Source organism: Syntrophomonas sp. (assembly GCF_028707975.1).
GTDB lineage: Bacteria > Bacillota > Syntrophomonadia > Syntrophomonadales > Syntrophomonadaceae > Syntrophomonas.
The window spans coordinates 22890-37567 of record NZ_JAQVZX010000006.1 but is presented as its reverse complement, the minus strand read 5'-3'; the positions used below and the strand labels follow the sequence as shown (position 1 = coordinate 37567).

Below are 14678 nucleotides of genomic sequence, written 5' to 3'. Positions count from 1 at the left end.
TATAAGTATGTTAAACTTCGATATTCATTTTCCCACCCGCATTCATTTTGGGCGGGGCAAGATTGAGGAATTGGCCCGGGAGATTTTGGTTTACGGCAGGAGGGTGCTGCTGGTCTACGGTGGTGGCAGCATCAAGCGTAGTGGGCTTTATGAGCAGGTGGTAAATATTTTTGATGATTTCGGAATTACTCATTTAGAACTTTCCGGGGTTCAACCCAACCCGCGCATAAGCAGCGTACGCCAGGGGGTGGAGCTCTGCAAAGAACATGAGATAGAGTTGGTGCTGGCAGTTGGCGGGGGAAGCACGATTGATTGCGCTAAAATCATTGCTGCCGGCGCCGGTTATGAGGGGGATGCCTGGGACTTCTTTACCCGCCGGGCTAGAATAAACTATGCTTTGCCACTGGGATGCATACTTACTCTGGCTGCTACTGGTTCGGAAATGAACGGCAACGCTGTCATCAGCAACAAGGAAACGGAGCAGAAGCTGGGAACCGGCAGTACCGTCTTGATTCCCCGTTTTTCCATTCTCGATCCGGAATACAGCTTCAGCGTTCCACCTGAACAAACGGCAGCGGGAACGGTGGATATTATGAGTCATGTATTTGAGCAATATTTCAGCCCTACTCCGGGAACTTTTATTCAGGATCGCCTGGCGGAAGCTATGCTGAAGACCTGTATCCACTATGGGCCAATAGCTTTGGCCGAACCAGACAACTATGAGGCCCGCGCCAATCTGATGTGGACGGGAAGCCTGGCTCTGAATGGATTGCTGGGGGCAGGCAAGCGAACTGATTGGGCCACCCACGATATAGAACACGAAATCAGTGCTCTCTATGATATCACCCATGGTCTAGGCCTGGCCATCCTCACTCCTTATTGGATGCACTATGTCATGGATGAGGTGACTGCACCCCGCCTGGCAGATTACGCACGGCAGGTTTGGAGCATAGAAGGAACTGAAGACCTCATAGTAGCCCGGGCGGGCATAAAAAAGACGGCGGAGTTTTTCCGCTCGCTGCATCTGGCCGGCAGTCTAAGCGAAATCGGGGTGGAATCAGATCGTTTGATCGAAATGGCCGAAAAAGCAACTGCTCATGGCACCCTGGGCTCATTTAAAAAACTGGAATTTTCGGATGTCCTGAAGATTTTGACAAACGCCTTTAACGGAAAATAGCTAAAAGCTGACTCTACTGCAAAAACCCCTTTTTGTTGCATAAGGGTTGCATAAATATACAAAGCGCTGGGGCGAAGCATGGATGCAACTACCGGCGAAGGTGAGCAGGCGAAAGGGGACGAGCGACAGGACATCGCGTGAGCGCTATCACCCTGCGGGTACTACTGGTGTTCCACCCTGCGGGTGTCGCTATTAGGTTTGTTACCAGGATGGGAGATTAGCGCGGTACCCCTTGAGCCGCAAGTGTTGCCCATGCGTTGCGCCCTGTCGGGCACAACTGATGCTCCCTTCGGTCGCGATTAAGGACGCTGGAGCATATATTTATGCACGCTAATGCATATTTATAACTTTTTGCAGTAACATCAGAGCTTTACTTTTATAGCCTTCAAGCTTTAAAAATGACAAGTATTTGACCGCTATTAATCAGATTCTGACGCTATCTTTAGTACTTTCTCCATAGCGAATCTCATCGCCTGGCTGTCCACCCAAGCCAGACATGCCCAAGAAATTAGGCAAGTGGGATTTCCACTTGCCTTTAGAATATTTTCAAAATCTATTGCTCAGTAATTAATATTCCTTTTCCCGAATTACTATCTACTTCTTTACCAGCCATCCGGCTACATAGGCTTCGTTGTTGTTATATTTTACCTTCAACCATTTTCCACTGCTGCCCAGTACCTGCAGCTGAGTTCCCCTTATAACACTACCCAGAACCCTGTAATTGGTTCCCGGACCAGTGCGAACATTTAAGGCATAGACATTAACCGTGGCTTGTTCAGCCGGGCTTACTGCTGCCGGGGCGGGAGCAGCCGGAGCGGGAGCAGCCGGAGCGGGAGCAGCCGGAGCGGGAGCAGCCGGAGCAGGAAGAGCATCAGCGGTAAAGAGGGCTTTACCATGTTTTTCTTTACCAAACGAAGCTATCATATTCTGTCCCTTGCTTCCGGTCATGAATTCAATAAATGCATTGGCAGCGTTTTTATGGACACCAGGATGCTTGGCCGGGTTGACTGCAATAACCCCATAAGGATTGAAAAGCAACTTATCGCCCTGAAGAATCTCGGTCAATTCGGTTTTTCCTTTCCAGCTTAGCCAGGTGGCCTCATCCGCCAGAGTGTAAGCTTTCATTTCACCCGACATCAAAAGGGTATCACCCATGCCTTTTCCGGCCTCAATGTACCAGGGAAGAGCCGGGATAATGTCCGCTTTTTTCCATATTCCCTGTTCTTTGACATGAGTACCTGATTTGTCCCCACGGGAGACAAATTTGCTTTCACTGGCAGCTATTTTTTTGAATCCCGCTACTACATCGGTAGTTCCTTTAATTTTAGCCGGATCGCTGGCAGGTCCAACAATCAGAAATTCGTTATGCATTACATCCTTGCGGTTTATGCCAAAACCATCAGCCACAAATTTGTCCTCGGCAGCGCGGGAGTGTACCAATAATACATCAGCGTCTCCCTTTTTTCCCATTTCCATAGCTTGACCGCTTCCCACCGCTATTACTTTAACTTTGGTATTGTAATCCTTTTCAAAAACCGGCAGCAAGTAATCGAGCAGTCCGGAATCCTGGGTGCTGGTCGTGGTAGCCAGGGTCATAGTGCTTTCCACCTGAGCTGCCTCAACATTAAACGGCAGCAGGGTAAAAGCCATCATACAAATAGCTATTACTGCAATTAAGTCCCGAAATCTTTTCATAATACTGTCTCCTTTCCTTTTGGAGCTTTGATAATTGCTCCCCTCTCTAATAGCTCTCTCTAATAAACCATGGTTCCATCCAGAAAATGACGGGTTCCAAGCTCCCGAGGATGTTCAAAAAACTCAGCTGTGGAAGCTCGCTCAAGCACCTCGCCATTAATCAGAAGAATAGTTTCGTCAGCCATTCTTTTAGCTTGAAATAGATTGTGGGTGACTATGATTACACTGGTATTGTATTCCTGGTGATATTTGCGGATTATCTCCTCAATTTGCTGGACACTTCCTGGATCAAGGTTAGCTGTGGGTTCATCCAACAGCAAAACCTGGGGCTGCAAAACCAGAGCCCGGGCCAGAGCCACTCTCTGGGTCTCCCCTCCGGAAAGGCGGGTAGCGGATTGCTTGACAAAATTCCCCATACCCACAAAGTCCAAGGCTTCATTAACCCTTTTTTCGCAATCGGCCTTGGCCACTCGCCTGAGCTTTAAACCATAGGCTACATTATTGAATACCGTACTGCGAAACATGAATGGCCTCTGAAACACCATGCACATTTGCCGCGATACAGACAGCCGGTCAGCCTGTGAAATTCCGATATCACCTCCCATAAACTTAATCCGGCCGGTATCGGGTGCAGCTAAAAGATTCAAAATCCGCAATAATGTCGTTTTACCAGAACCATTGGGACCTAAGACAGCATAAATTTTACCTGCCTGAAGCGTGAGTTCATCGATATTCAATACGGTTCTACTTCCGAAGCTCTTCCTTAATCCGGATATTTCGAATAAGTTCATTGGCAACACCTCTACTTCAAACTAAATTCATCAGCATTTGACAGAACTATTGAACTTACCATGAACGATAGCAATAAAAGTATAATCCCCAGGGCTACGCCCATCTCGAAATTACCCTGTCTGGTTTCCATTACTATGGAGGTGGTAAGCACTCTGGTCATATGCCTTATATTTCCTCCCACCAGCATTACCGCTCCGACCTCCGCGAAAGCCCTCCCAAAACCGGTCATAACCCCGGCAATAATTCCTGTACGCGCCTCCTTTATTATGGTCCAGGTAGCTTGTGCCTTGCTCGCTCCGAGGCTAATGGCATGCTCAAAGATCAAGCCTTCCTTGGCAGCTACGCCGGCAGATACCAGTCCGGTCACAATTGGTGTAACCAGAAGGCACTGGGCAATAATCATCGCTGAGGGAGTAAAAAGCAATTCCATAAATCCCAGAGGCCCACTGCGGGAAAGAAGCAGATAGACCAGGAGACCAGCCAGCACCGGTGGCAAGGCCATCATAGTGTATACTAATTTTAATAAGAACCTCTTGCCTTTAAACTCAGACAAACCTATCCAGGCCCCCAGGGGAATTCCTATCAGGGCACTGATTATAGTAGCTGATCCTGATACCTGCAGGGACATCTTAACTATTTCCACTATTTCCATTTTTTGTGCAAATAAACTGTTTACAGCTGCTTCCATAGCAATAAACCCTCCAATGGTTTTAGTCTCGTCCCAAGAGACTCTTCATGCTTCTCTTATACTATGTCGTTCGTTATATCTATGTAAAATTTATGCCAAAAAGGGTTTGGCAGTGAAACCAATATTGCAAACAAAAACCAGGCCCATCCCAGATAGACAAGCCCGGTATTTTACTCCACCACCATACTTTTAACTCTCCTTTCCAAACGGGAGGCATGGGCGTTTCCCCTCATACCTATCGGCTTCCCGCTCATAGCCACAAAACCTTAGACCGGAAAACTCGGTGAGTTTTAAACTTCCATTACCTATTTATTTCTACAATACCTCTGAAAATCCTCCCTTCATGCTCAAGTTTATTTAATTGAAATAGTATCTCCTTCTGGGCATTACTCACTTCCATATTTCAGGTCTGCCTGGTATGGCTGTTCAGTATGTTTGACCAGTCGCTGGTATATGCCGGGGGGAAGGAATTGTAGTCCCAGCTTAACTATGTCCTCCAGGAGATGAAGTAAATCGGGCTTACCATCCCAATAACTATGCAACACCTCAGAGCTTACGCTATCTGTCAATCGTTTGAAAACCAGCGCCAGCAATACCAGGTCATCTAGTTGGCCTAAAAATGGCACCATGTCAGGAAGAAAATCCCATGGTGAGATTACATAGGCTGCCGTGGCCAATAATAAAGTCTTGTCAAGGGTAGTAACTGCCTGGTCGTTAAGCAGGCGATATAGAAGCTTTAACAGGTTAGGAATAAACAAGAGTAATTCTTTCACTGTAGTTTTTGTAAAATCCTTCAGACCAGAATTGCTCATTAAAAAACCTCCTTTATCCCATGGATAATTCCTTACAAAAAACTACCGGTTGGTACAGGCTATTTAAAAAACAATCTTCTTTCCTCTTACATTTACGCTTAATATCAAACCGGCCGCTATAAGATTGGATAGCATTGAGCTTCCCCCATAACTCAGGAACGGAAGCGGGATTCCTGTTATAGGCATCAAACCAATCGACATGCCAATGCTTTCGAAAACATGAAACAACCACATAGCAGTGATCCCTAATACCAGCAAACTTCCAAATAATTCTTTCGAGTTCAAAGCGATAATAATGGCTCTTATAAGCAAAACCCCGTAGCAGATTATTACAAAAGCAGCACCTAAAAACCCCAGTTCCTCTCCTATCACCGCATAAATAAAATCGGTATGATGCTCAGGCAAAAAATTTAATTGTACTTGAGTACCCTGGAATAACCCTTTCCCCGTTAAACCGCCGGAGCCTATGGCAACCAATGATTGAATGGTGTTCCAACCCATCCCCCGTCCGCCCTGCCCATCTTCATAAGGATTTAGAAAAATAGTAAGGCGTTTCAACTGGTAATCTTCCAGAGGCAAGCACATACCGAATTGGACATGTAGATAAAGGCCAAGAGCGACCAGACCCACAGCAACGGCAATCACCTGAATTAATATCTTGGAATTAGCACCGGCGGCAAACATCATCACCAAGGTGATAGCAATATAAACCAGGGCAGTTCCCAAATCAGGTTGTAATATTATCAAAAGAAACGGTATCCCCATAAAAAGAAAACAGGGTAACATATCAGACAATGTATCAAGCTCGCCTTTACGATGATTTAGAAATTCAGCAAAAGCCAGAATTAGCAAGACCTTGGTAAACTCCGCCGGCTGTACCATTGGCAAAGATCCCAGTCCAATCCATCCGGTTGTCCCCCTGATCTCTGTCCCCCATATAAGAACGGCAACTAAGAGTATGATTGAAATACCGTAAAGTATAGGGCTGAATCTTCTAAACTGGGAATAGTCATATCTTATTATTAGTATGGCCATAGCCAGGCCAAGAAATATTATAAATACTTGCTTTTTTAGATAAAAAAAGGGGTCACTGGAAATCCCAATACTAGCGCTTCTTAGAATCACCAGGCCAAAAATTAGCAAGCTCAATAAAGCGAATATAAAAGCCTTATCAATAAATCTTAATCTTTTTGCATTCAATTGCTGCTGCCTCCCCAATTCATTATAATGGGACCATAAAGCTCTGTCTAGCGGATGTAATTCCCGTATTACCCCCCCTTCCGCCTGGAGGATGGAATAGCAGGAGTACCCGCAGGGCGCAGGGTGCTTTACGCAGATATATTATTATTGCGCAGATTAATATCAGCGTTAATCATAAAAATTAGTGTCCATCTGCGTCAAGAATTCTATTTTCTTACTAACCCCCCATGTCCGGAGGACACAACCACCAATGAAAATAAAGGCATTACAGGAGGTTATTATAGACGCTGATTCACGCAGATATATTATGATATATATCAGAAGGACCGTCCCCTTGATATATTTAAAACCGTCCCTTGACACAAATAAGGAGACCTTGCGGTCTCCTGCTGTATCGCCTCCTCTTATGCCAGCCAGCTACAATAGCACCCCTATTCGTTGGCGGCTCTTTTAAAGCCCCGTATAGGAATGTTAGCCACCAGAGCAACTGAATTATCTTCATTCTCCAGGTCCACGATGATGGACTCTTCGTCTATTTCCATATATTCCCGAATCACTCTTATTAATTCCTCTTTTAATGCATTTAAGAAATTGGGGGATACTGAAGCTCGATCATGAATTAAAACCAGCCGCAACCTCTCCCGCGCTATATCCCTGCTACCTGCATTCTCCCTTCCCAATAGCCGGTTAATAATATCCAACAAGACTCCCTCCCCCTTCCTATCTAGCCATTTTCAGAATTTTTTTGAATCGGTAAAAAAGGTTTTCCGGTTCATCGAAGGATATTACTGGAATCTCTTCTCCCATCATTCTTCGGGCAATCCGTCTATAAGCGGCACCGGCTCTGGAAGCACTCTCCATAACAGCCGGTTCTCCCCGGTTAGTGGAAACCACTATACATTCGTCTTCAGGTACCACTCCCAGCAGGTCTATAGAAAGAATATCCAGGATATCCTTTATATCCATCATATCACCCCGTCTGACCATCTTGCTTCTCAGTCGATTCACAACCAATTGGCTATTTCTAAGCCCGGCAGCCTCCAAGAGACCGATTATACGATCTGCGTCCCGGACTGATGAAACCTCGGGCATAGCAACAACAATAGCATCATCCGCCCCGGCTATAGCATTCCTAAAGCCCTGCTCTATCCCCGCTGGGCAGTCTACCAGTATAAAATCAAAATCCTGACGCAACTCATTGGTAAGATTTTTCATCTGGTGAGGTGTAATAGCAGTCTTATCTTTGGTTTGGGCCGCCGGTAAGAGATGTAATCCTTCAAAACGCTTGTCCTTTATAAGACCTTGCTTGAGTTTACATTTCCCATTGACCACATCAACGATATCAAATACTATGCGATTTTCCAAACCCATCACTACATCCAGGTTTCTCAGGCCAATGTCGGTGTCTACCAATACCACTCTTTTGTCCATCATGGCCAGCGATGTTCCTAGATTGGCAGTAGTTGTGGTTTTTCCTACTCCGCCTTTGCCTGAGGTAATAACGATAACCCTACTCTTCATCTTCAGTCCTCCAATCATATTTTTAGCTTTTCTATACAGACTTTACCGGATCGAATCCGGGCCATTTCAGGGCTATCAACCACCACTACCTCCCCATCTGGTGGGCGGGTTATGTGGTCAGCTATCCTTAATTGGGTAGGAATCAAGCGATAGGCAACTATAATCGCTTTTTCGTCACCAGATGCTCCCGCATGAACCATTCCTCTAAGACTTCCCATAACCAGGATATTGCCTCCGGCAATTATTTCAGCCCCGGGGTTGATATCACCAAGTATTACCACATTGCCATTAGTGAAAAACTTGTTGCCTGAACGTAAATGACGACAAATTAAAGCTGTTTCTTCATAATGGGAGAAGTTTTCAAAAAAGTCGTTTTCCTCTTCCTCATAAGGCTCGTTCTTAACCAGCAGGTCATGCAAGCGTAAACCGCGCTCCGCCAGAAATGTCTTTATTTCTTGGGTCTGCTTTAAAGTTAATTTCCCGGTTTTCGCAGTAATACTAATACGGCTCCCCCATGAGCAATCCTGGGTCCAAGTTAATCTTCTCTCTAATTCCCTTTTCATGTCTTCGAAGCTGTTGCAAGCGCTCAAATTCAGGTGTATTTCGCTGGGCTTTTCCCTAATTGCCGCCATTGTCTAGCCTCCAATCTAAAAATTCTTAGCCAAGCCACCATATTCTAAACCTTAATAATGAACGGATATCATATAAGGAGTACCGCACGGTGGAGTATACATACAGCAATGAAAATGGGGTCACGTGTTTACTACGTTTCCTAATTATGCCATCCGCTCTTTGCTATACATCTAATTCTATAAATTCCTTTTTTTTCCTCTATAGAAAAACAAAAAAATAAGGGAATATTACTCAAATATTCCCTGAAAACCGTATGTTCCTACCCAAAAATTCCCCGATTTTTCGCTATCATGGACTGACTTTTTAAGTTATTTAGCTCTTTGTGAACGAAGCGATTACTCTATTGGCTGACCTGCACTTACATTTTCCACTGCTGCTTTACCTTCATCTATCTTATCCGCTTCTGCTTCTGCCAGGTGATCCACTAAACCAAAATATTGTTCAAAAATATCTTTAGCCACATAGCCCACTGATTCACTTCCATGATGGCCATATTCCACCACTCCAGCAAAGGCAATTTCCGGATCATCATAAGGAGCAAAAGCTATAAATACTCCGTGAAATTCTTTTAATTGATTATCACCGGCACGTCCCGTTTGGGCGGTTCCGGTCTTAGCAGCTACTCCTATTTCTTTCGGAAAATTATAAAAAAGAAAGTGAGCCGTGCCACCTGGCTGGGTAACCGCCAGCATGGCTTTCTGGGTTTCCCTGATGCTTTCCGCTTTCACTTCGGAATCATGTACAAGCCGGGGATTATAAACCTTTATCACCTTGTTGTCATGAGAAACTATGCGACTGACTACATAAGGCTTCATCAAATGGCCTCCATTGGCTATGGTGGCCACATAGTTGGCCAGCTGGATTACGGTATAACTGTTGCCCCCCTGGCCTATAGACATGTTAAAGGTATCGAAATCCTGCCAGTTGGTATCAAAGTTATAATCAATATCATAATGGGCTTCCAGCTTTATTCTTTCCTGTTTGAGCTTTTTTTCTAAACTGCGTTTCTGCTCATCATCCTGAGCCTCAGCCAATAACTGCTCATACTTTTCTTCCAATTGCTTTTGCAATAGTTCGTACTTCTTGTCTGTAATCCGGGCAAATTTTTTCTTCTTCCATTCGGGTGAGGGTAACAGCCCGCTTTCTTCATCAGGAAGGTCAATGCCAGTTTTCATCCCTAATCCGAACTGCCTGCCCACCCATATTATGGCATCCTTGCCCGCCCTGCGGCCCATTTCCTGGAAAAAGCTATTGCAGGAGGTGGCCATACCGGTATAATAGTTCACATTGCCGTGTACTCCCGTACAAGGGATATATGGAGCTATCCAATAGGCGCCCGTACATTTTACCAGGCTTTTTAAAGGATCAACTCCCCCTTTTTCCAGAGCGGCCATACCAGTTATGGGTTTAAAGGTGGAGCCAGGTGGATAGGTGGATTGCAGGGCACGATTTACCTCGGCTCCCGGTTCCATGGGATTGTACGCCGTACCCTGGGGAAAATAATAGGGTACTCGTTGCAGGCTGAGGTTTCCTTTCCAATCATTGGGATCCAGTGGAGGGTCACTGCACATAGCCAAAACTTCTCCGGTTTTAACATTCATTAGCACGGCTGAACCGACCCGGGCCTTGGGATACTTGGCCTGCAAGCGTTTCAAGGTATCCGCCATGCTCTTTTCCATTACCCGCTGCAGCTTCGTATCCAGCGTAAGGTAGAGATTTTCTCCGGGTGAAGGTTCCAGGGTAACCAGTTCACGTATCGGACGCCCCCGGGCGTCAACTTCCACTTGCCGGGCGCCATCTTCACCCCGCAGATACTGCTCATAGTATTTTTCAATGCCTGATTTGCCAATCAGGCTGTTAATGCTGTATTTGGGCGTTTCTACCCGGGCCAATTCCTCCGGGTTTATGGAGTGAATGTACCCCAATACATGGCCTGCTAAGGCTGCTTCCGGATAGTAGCGCCAAGGTTCCACTACCACTGCCACTCCCGGTAGATCCCGCCGGTTTTCCTCCAATATCACCACCAATTCCCAGGGTATATCCCGTATAATAATTACTGGCTCAAAGAGGCGGAATTTTTGCTTTTCAATTTTCTCTTCAATAATATCCGCAGTAATATCGGGATAATAATCCTGTACCAGGCTTACCAGCTTATTAATTACTTGTTGTTGATCTCCTAGTTGCAAAAAAGTGAGCGAAAGCGTATATACCAATTTGTTAGCCGCCAGTATCCGGGCATTGCGATCATATATTTCCCCGCGCGGAGCCTTTATGGCTACCAGGCGGATGCGGTTGTCTTTGGCCTGGGTTTGGTATACCTCGTTAAAAAACAATTGCACAACGGCCAGCCGGATAGCAAGTGCAGCTAGTAGCACGACAACTATGGCTGTATATATTTTTAGGCGTTTTTTGAACTCATCGTTTTTCATCTACCTCTCCTCTGTTGGCCTGAGAACCCCTTTATAAGATGAATTATAATACCATAGATACAATGGTAGGGCTAAAACCGTGTTATAAATGCACTGGTAGAGTACAGTAACAGCAATACTCATATCAACATTAAAAATATCGTGGGTAAATAATGCTAAGAAAAACACAACCAGGGAGTTAATAATCGTGCCCAGCATAACCGTTACCAGAGCTACGAGTATATTCTCTTTAAAGACTCTATCCTGAAAATGCCCTACCAGGTAAGCAGTCAAAGCCTTGGATAGAGCATTAACCCCAATAAATCGACCCAGGTAGAGATCTTCAAATAAACCGCAAAGAAAGCCATATATGGTTCCTCCCCGCGCCCCATTTATCAAGGCAAAAAATACTACGAAAACAAGTACCAGGTCAGGTAATGTCCCCTTTATACTATAGAAACTAAAAACGGTCGACTGTAATAATATAGCCGTAAAAGGTAATAGGAAAAGAAGCAAATACCTCAATTTTCTGAACCCTCCGCCCCTTGTACAGCTTCTGCTGGCTTGAAGCTAGTTATAATCAGTACTTCCTCCAGCTTATCAAAATTTACGACCGGTTCTATATCAGCGGATAATAAGAGCCCACCGGGTTCCCGGCTTATATTCTTTACCACTCCGATATCTATTCCCCGAGGATAAATTACTGACAAACCGGAGCTTATTACCCGATTGTTCTTTTCAACTGGAGAATAATAAGGAATATTTATCATACGCAGCAGGTTATTGTCCCCACGTCCTTCAATTATCCCGTTGGTTTCCCGACTTTCCTGAAGTATAGCACCTACAGCCACCTCACGGTCAGTAATCAGGTTGACCTGTGCTGATTCTTTGCTTACGCTCCCTACCTGGCCCACCAGGCCGTCAGGGCTGATAACCGGCATCCCTTTCTTTATACCCTGCTTGCTCCCTTTATTGATAAGCAGATAGCGATACCAGTTATTGGGGCTGCGGCTTATTACCCGGGCCGGTAACAAGGCGTAGCTATCCAGGCTGTCACTTTGGAAATCCAACAAGCTTCGCAAGCGTTTAAGCTCCTCCTGAGATTCCCTTAAAACCTGATTCTCTATCTTGAGCTCCTGGTTTTCTTTTTGCAAAGCCTGAATCTGCTGGCTAAGAACTTCCTTGTTATTGAGAATAGAGGCAATACCTCCCCAATCATGCCTAAGCTCATTTACCCCCCTTTGCAGCGGGGTAAATATATCTCTTATCAAATTCTCCGCAATACTTATTTCCCCGCGTTCAGGGGAACTAAGATGCATAAGCAGGAATGATAGCAATACTGCGATTACTGCCATCCACAAGTATTTGTTGCGTAATATTTTCAACAATTGCCTTCACCCGGTTAAAAGGATTTTTTCGGAGATATCAAAACCTTGCGTAAAACTTCAATATTTTCCAGTACCCGTCCGGTTCCCTGGGCCACTGCCAAAAGGGGTTCGTCACATACGTAAACCGGCATTTCCGTTTCCTGACTGATCAATTTATCCAGACCCTTAAGCATGGCTCCACCCCCAGCCATGATAATACCGCGATCCATAATATCCGAAGCCAGCTCCGGCGGGGTTTTTTCCAGACATACCTTAATCCCATCCACAATTTGTTCTACCGTTTCTTTAAGGGCTTTTTGGATTTCCAGGCAAGATACCTTTATAGTTTTAGGTAAACCGCTTACCAGATCGCGCCCCCGTACATCGTAGAACTCCTCCTCACCTTCCCATAGGGCTGACCCCACCGATATTTTAATATTCTCGGCGGTTCGCTCTCCTATCAGGAGATTATAGTTCTTTCTCAAATTCTGAATTATGGCTTCGTCCATGTTGTCGCCGGCTACCCTTATCGAACGGGCCGTAACCACGCCACCCAAGGATATTACGGCTACTTCGGTAGTTCCCCCACCTATGTCGACAATCATGTTGCCGGTGGGTTCATGAACCGGCAGGCCTGCACCAATAGCTGCTGCCATAGGTTCCTCAATTAAATATACCTCCTTGGCACCACCCTGCAGTGCTGCTTCTCTAACCGCACGTTCCTCCACGGTGGTACATCCGGTAGGTATGCTTATTACCACTCGGGGTCTTACCAGAGGCATTCTCTGATCCAGGGCCTTGGCAATAAAATACTTGAGCATAGCCTGGGTTATATCGAAATCAGCTATTACTCCATCCTTCATGGGCCGGATAGCAACAATATTTCCCGGTGTCCGGCCTATCATCTGTTTGGCTTCTTCACCCACGGCCAGTACCTTTCCACTATCATTTAGTATAGCTACAACCGAAGGTTCTCTAAGGATTACCCCTTTACCTTTTAAGTGAACCAGGGTATTGGCAGTACCCAGGTCAATACCCATATCCTTGCCGAAAACCACTATCTTGTTTCCTCCTTAACTAAATTAGCCCTCTTGCTTTCAGGCTGCAGTAATTAACTTCCCCAATAATTACATGATCCAGAATCTCGATTCCCATTATTCTACCAGCCTCAATCAAACGGCGGGTTATTTCAATATCCTCCTGGCTGGGAGTAGGATCACCGCTGGGATGATTATGTACCAAAATCATGGAAGCTGCACTCTTTTTCACTGCTATTTTAAAAACCTCACGGGGGTGTACTATAGAGCTGTGCAAACCCCCAATCGATATATCCTGCATGGTAATAAGACCGCCCTTGCGATCCAGATACATAACACGAAAATGCTCTCGGTCATAATGACGCATTTCTTCCATGGCTAATTCTCTAACCGCTTCTTGCACATCTTCGGGAGATTTTATAACCTTTCTTAGCTGGATATTGCCGACTACTCTTCTCCCCATTTCTATGGCTGCTTTAATGCTCACTGCCTTGGCCATCCCGATTCCTCTCTCGGTGGTAAGTTCCTCCAAGCTGGCTGCCATGAGATACCTCAAACTTCCGCCGTGGCGAGTTAAAAGCTGCCGGGCCAGTTCCAGTGCGTTCATTTCCCTGGTGCCACTCCCCAGAACAATGGCCAGGAGTTCAGCCTCATCCAGCTTGTCTTCACCTTGAGCAATAAGCTTCTCCCGGGGACGCATGGTTTCCGGCATTTCCTTTATATTAAGATTTACGAAATACTCGTTCATCGGCTTTCACTCATTCCTCCAGGATATTTATACCCTGCCGGGCCAGCATTTCATATACCCGGCTGACGGGAAGCCCCACCACATTAAAGTAACAGCCATCTATGCGTTCGACAAAAACAGAACCCAGCCCCTGTATACCATAGGCCCCCGCTTTGTCCATGGCTTCCCCGCTGGCAATATAGGCTTTTATTTCTGCCGCTGACAAGCTGCGAAAATAAACCCGGGTTACTTCACTTGCCACCTCAGATTCAGCTTTATCAATATTTTGTAAACAAACCGCTGTTATTACTTCATGAGATTTGCCACTAAGACAGCTCAACTTATGAAAGGCATCATCTTCATCATGGGGTTTACCCAGAAGCTTACCATCGCATACAACTATAGTATCGGCAGCTAAAACCAGGCCATTATCAAAATCCCTGGCTACCGCCTCTGCTTTCTCGCGGGCGATTCTCTCCGCTGTCTTCCGGGGTAGCTCGCCCGGAAAGAACTGCTCTTCCACCTTGGCAGGAACAGCTTTATACTTAACCCCCAGGGCATCCAACAAGTCCTGACGCCGTGGGGATGCTGAAGCTAAAATAATTCCCTTGTGCAAATTAC

Annotated in this window: 15 protein-coding genes and 1 riboswitch; of the genes, 1 reads left to right on the top strand and 14 read right to left on the bottom strand. The window is 45.7% G+C overall.

All coding sequences use genetic code 11. The features are described from left to right. Window positions 1–7: 7 nt before the first annotated feature. Window positions 8–1177, top strand: coding sequence for an iron-containing alcohol dehydrogenase (locus PHP87_RS01705; RefSeq protein ID WP_299917712.1), 1170 nt, complete (start codon window positions 8–10; stop codon window positions 1175–1177). Window positions 1178–1771: 594 nt separating this feature from the next. On the opposite strand, the gene PHP87_RS01700 is transcribed toward PHP87_RS01705, so the two are convergent. The 14 genes from PHP87_RS01700 to PHP87_RS01635 form a co-directional block, all read right to left on the bottom strand. Beyond that, window positions 1772–2872 carry a substrate-binding domain-containing protein gene (locus tag PHP87_RS01700; RefSeq protein ID WP_299917710.1) on the bottom strand — a complete coding sequence of 367 codons (1101 nt, stop codon included), beginning with the start codon at window positions 2870–2872 and terminating at the stop codon, window positions 1772–1774. Between the two features lie 59 nt (window positions 2873–2931). Then, complete coding sequence (locus tag PHP87_RS01695; RefSeq protein WP_299917709.1) at window positions 2932–3663, bottom strand: phosphate ABC transporter ATP-binding protein; 732 nt, start codon at window positions 3661–3663, stop codon at window positions 2932–2934. A gap of 11 nt (window positions 3664–3674) precedes the next feature. After that, a complete protein-coding gene (locus PHP87_RS01690; RefSeq protein WP_299917708.1) occupies window positions 3675–4352 on the bottom strand; it encodes an ABC transporter permease in 678 nt (225 codons plus the stop codon). A gap of 179 nt (window positions 4353–4531) precedes the next feature. Beyond that, window positions 4532–4650: riboswitch (molybdenum cofactor riboswitch) on the bottom strand. Window positions 4651–4738: 88 nt separating this feature from the next. Next, a complete protein-coding gene (locus PHP87_RS01685; protein ID WP_299917706.1) occupies window positions 4739–5164 on the bottom strand; it encodes a YkvA family protein in 426 nt (141 codons plus the stop codon). 63 nt (window positions 5165–5227) lie between these two features. Next, a complete protein-coding gene (gene rodA, locus PHP87_RS01680) occupies window positions 5228–6364 on the bottom strand; it encodes a rod shape-determining protein RodA (protein ID WP_299917703.1) in 1137 nt (378 codons plus the stop codon). Between the two features lie 431 nt (window positions 6365–6795). Then, window positions 6796–7068 carry a cell division topological specificity factor MinE gene (gene minE, locus PHP87_RS01675; protein WP_299917701.1) on the bottom strand — a complete coding sequence of 91 codons (273 nt, stop codon included), beginning with the start codon at window positions 7066–7068 and terminating at the stop codon, window positions 6796–6798. Window positions 7069–7084: 16 nt separating this feature from the next. Beyond that, the gene (minD, locus tag PHP87_RS01670; RefSeq protein WP_299917700.1) at window positions 7085–7885 is read right to left on the bottom strand and encodes a septum site-determining protein MinD; all 801 of its coding nucleotides are present in this window, start codon (window positions 7883–7885) and stop codon (window positions 7085–7087) included. Window positions 7886–7899: 14 nt separating this feature from the next. Further along, window positions 7900–8517: a septum site-determining protein MinC gene (gene minC, locus PHP87_RS01665; RefSeq protein WP_366942872.1), complete on the bottom strand. Its 618-nt coding sequence runs from the start codon at window positions 8515–8517 to the stop codon at window positions 7900–7902. A gap of 336 nt (window positions 8518–8853) precedes the next feature. Next, complete coding sequence (locus PHP87_RS01660; RefSeq protein WP_299917698.1) at window positions 8854–10947, bottom strand: penicillin-binding protein 2; 2094 nt, start codon at window positions 10945–10947, stop codon at window positions 8854–8856. Continuing rightward, window positions 10948–11451: a rod shape-determining protein MreD gene (gene mreD, locus PHP87_RS01655; protein ID WP_299917697.1), complete on the bottom strand. Its 504-nt coding sequence runs from the start codon at window positions 11449–11451 to the stop codon at window positions 10948–10950. Further along, complete coding sequence (gene mreC / locus PHP87_RS01650; RefSeq protein WP_299917695.1) at window positions 11448–12314, bottom strand: rod shape-determining protein MreC; 867 nt, start codon at window positions 12312–12314, stop codon at window positions 11448–11450. The genes mreD and mreC overlap by 4 nt, the downstream gene beginning before the upstream one ends. Window positions 12315–12328: 14 nt before the next feature. Beyond that, on the bottom strand, window positions 12329–13351 hold the full coding sequence (locus tag PHP87_RS01645) for a rod shape-determining protein (protein ID WP_299917693.1): 1023 nt from the start codon (window positions 13349–13351) through the stop codon (window positions 12329–12331). 19 nt (window positions 13352–13370) lie between these two features. Next, complete coding sequence (gene radC, locus PHP87_RS01640; RefSeq protein ID WP_299917690.1) at window positions 13371–14078, bottom strand: DNA repair protein RadC; 708 nt, start codon at window positions 14076–14078, stop codon at window positions 13371–13373. Window positions 14079–14088: 10 nt separating this feature from the next. Beyond that, window positions 14089–14673, bottom strand: coding sequence for a nucleoside triphosphate pyrophosphatase (locus PHP87_RS01635; RefSeq protein ID WP_299917689.1), 585 nt, complete (start codon window positions 14671–14673; stop codon window positions 14089–14091). Between the last annotated feature and the right edge of the window lie 5 nt (window positions 14674–14678).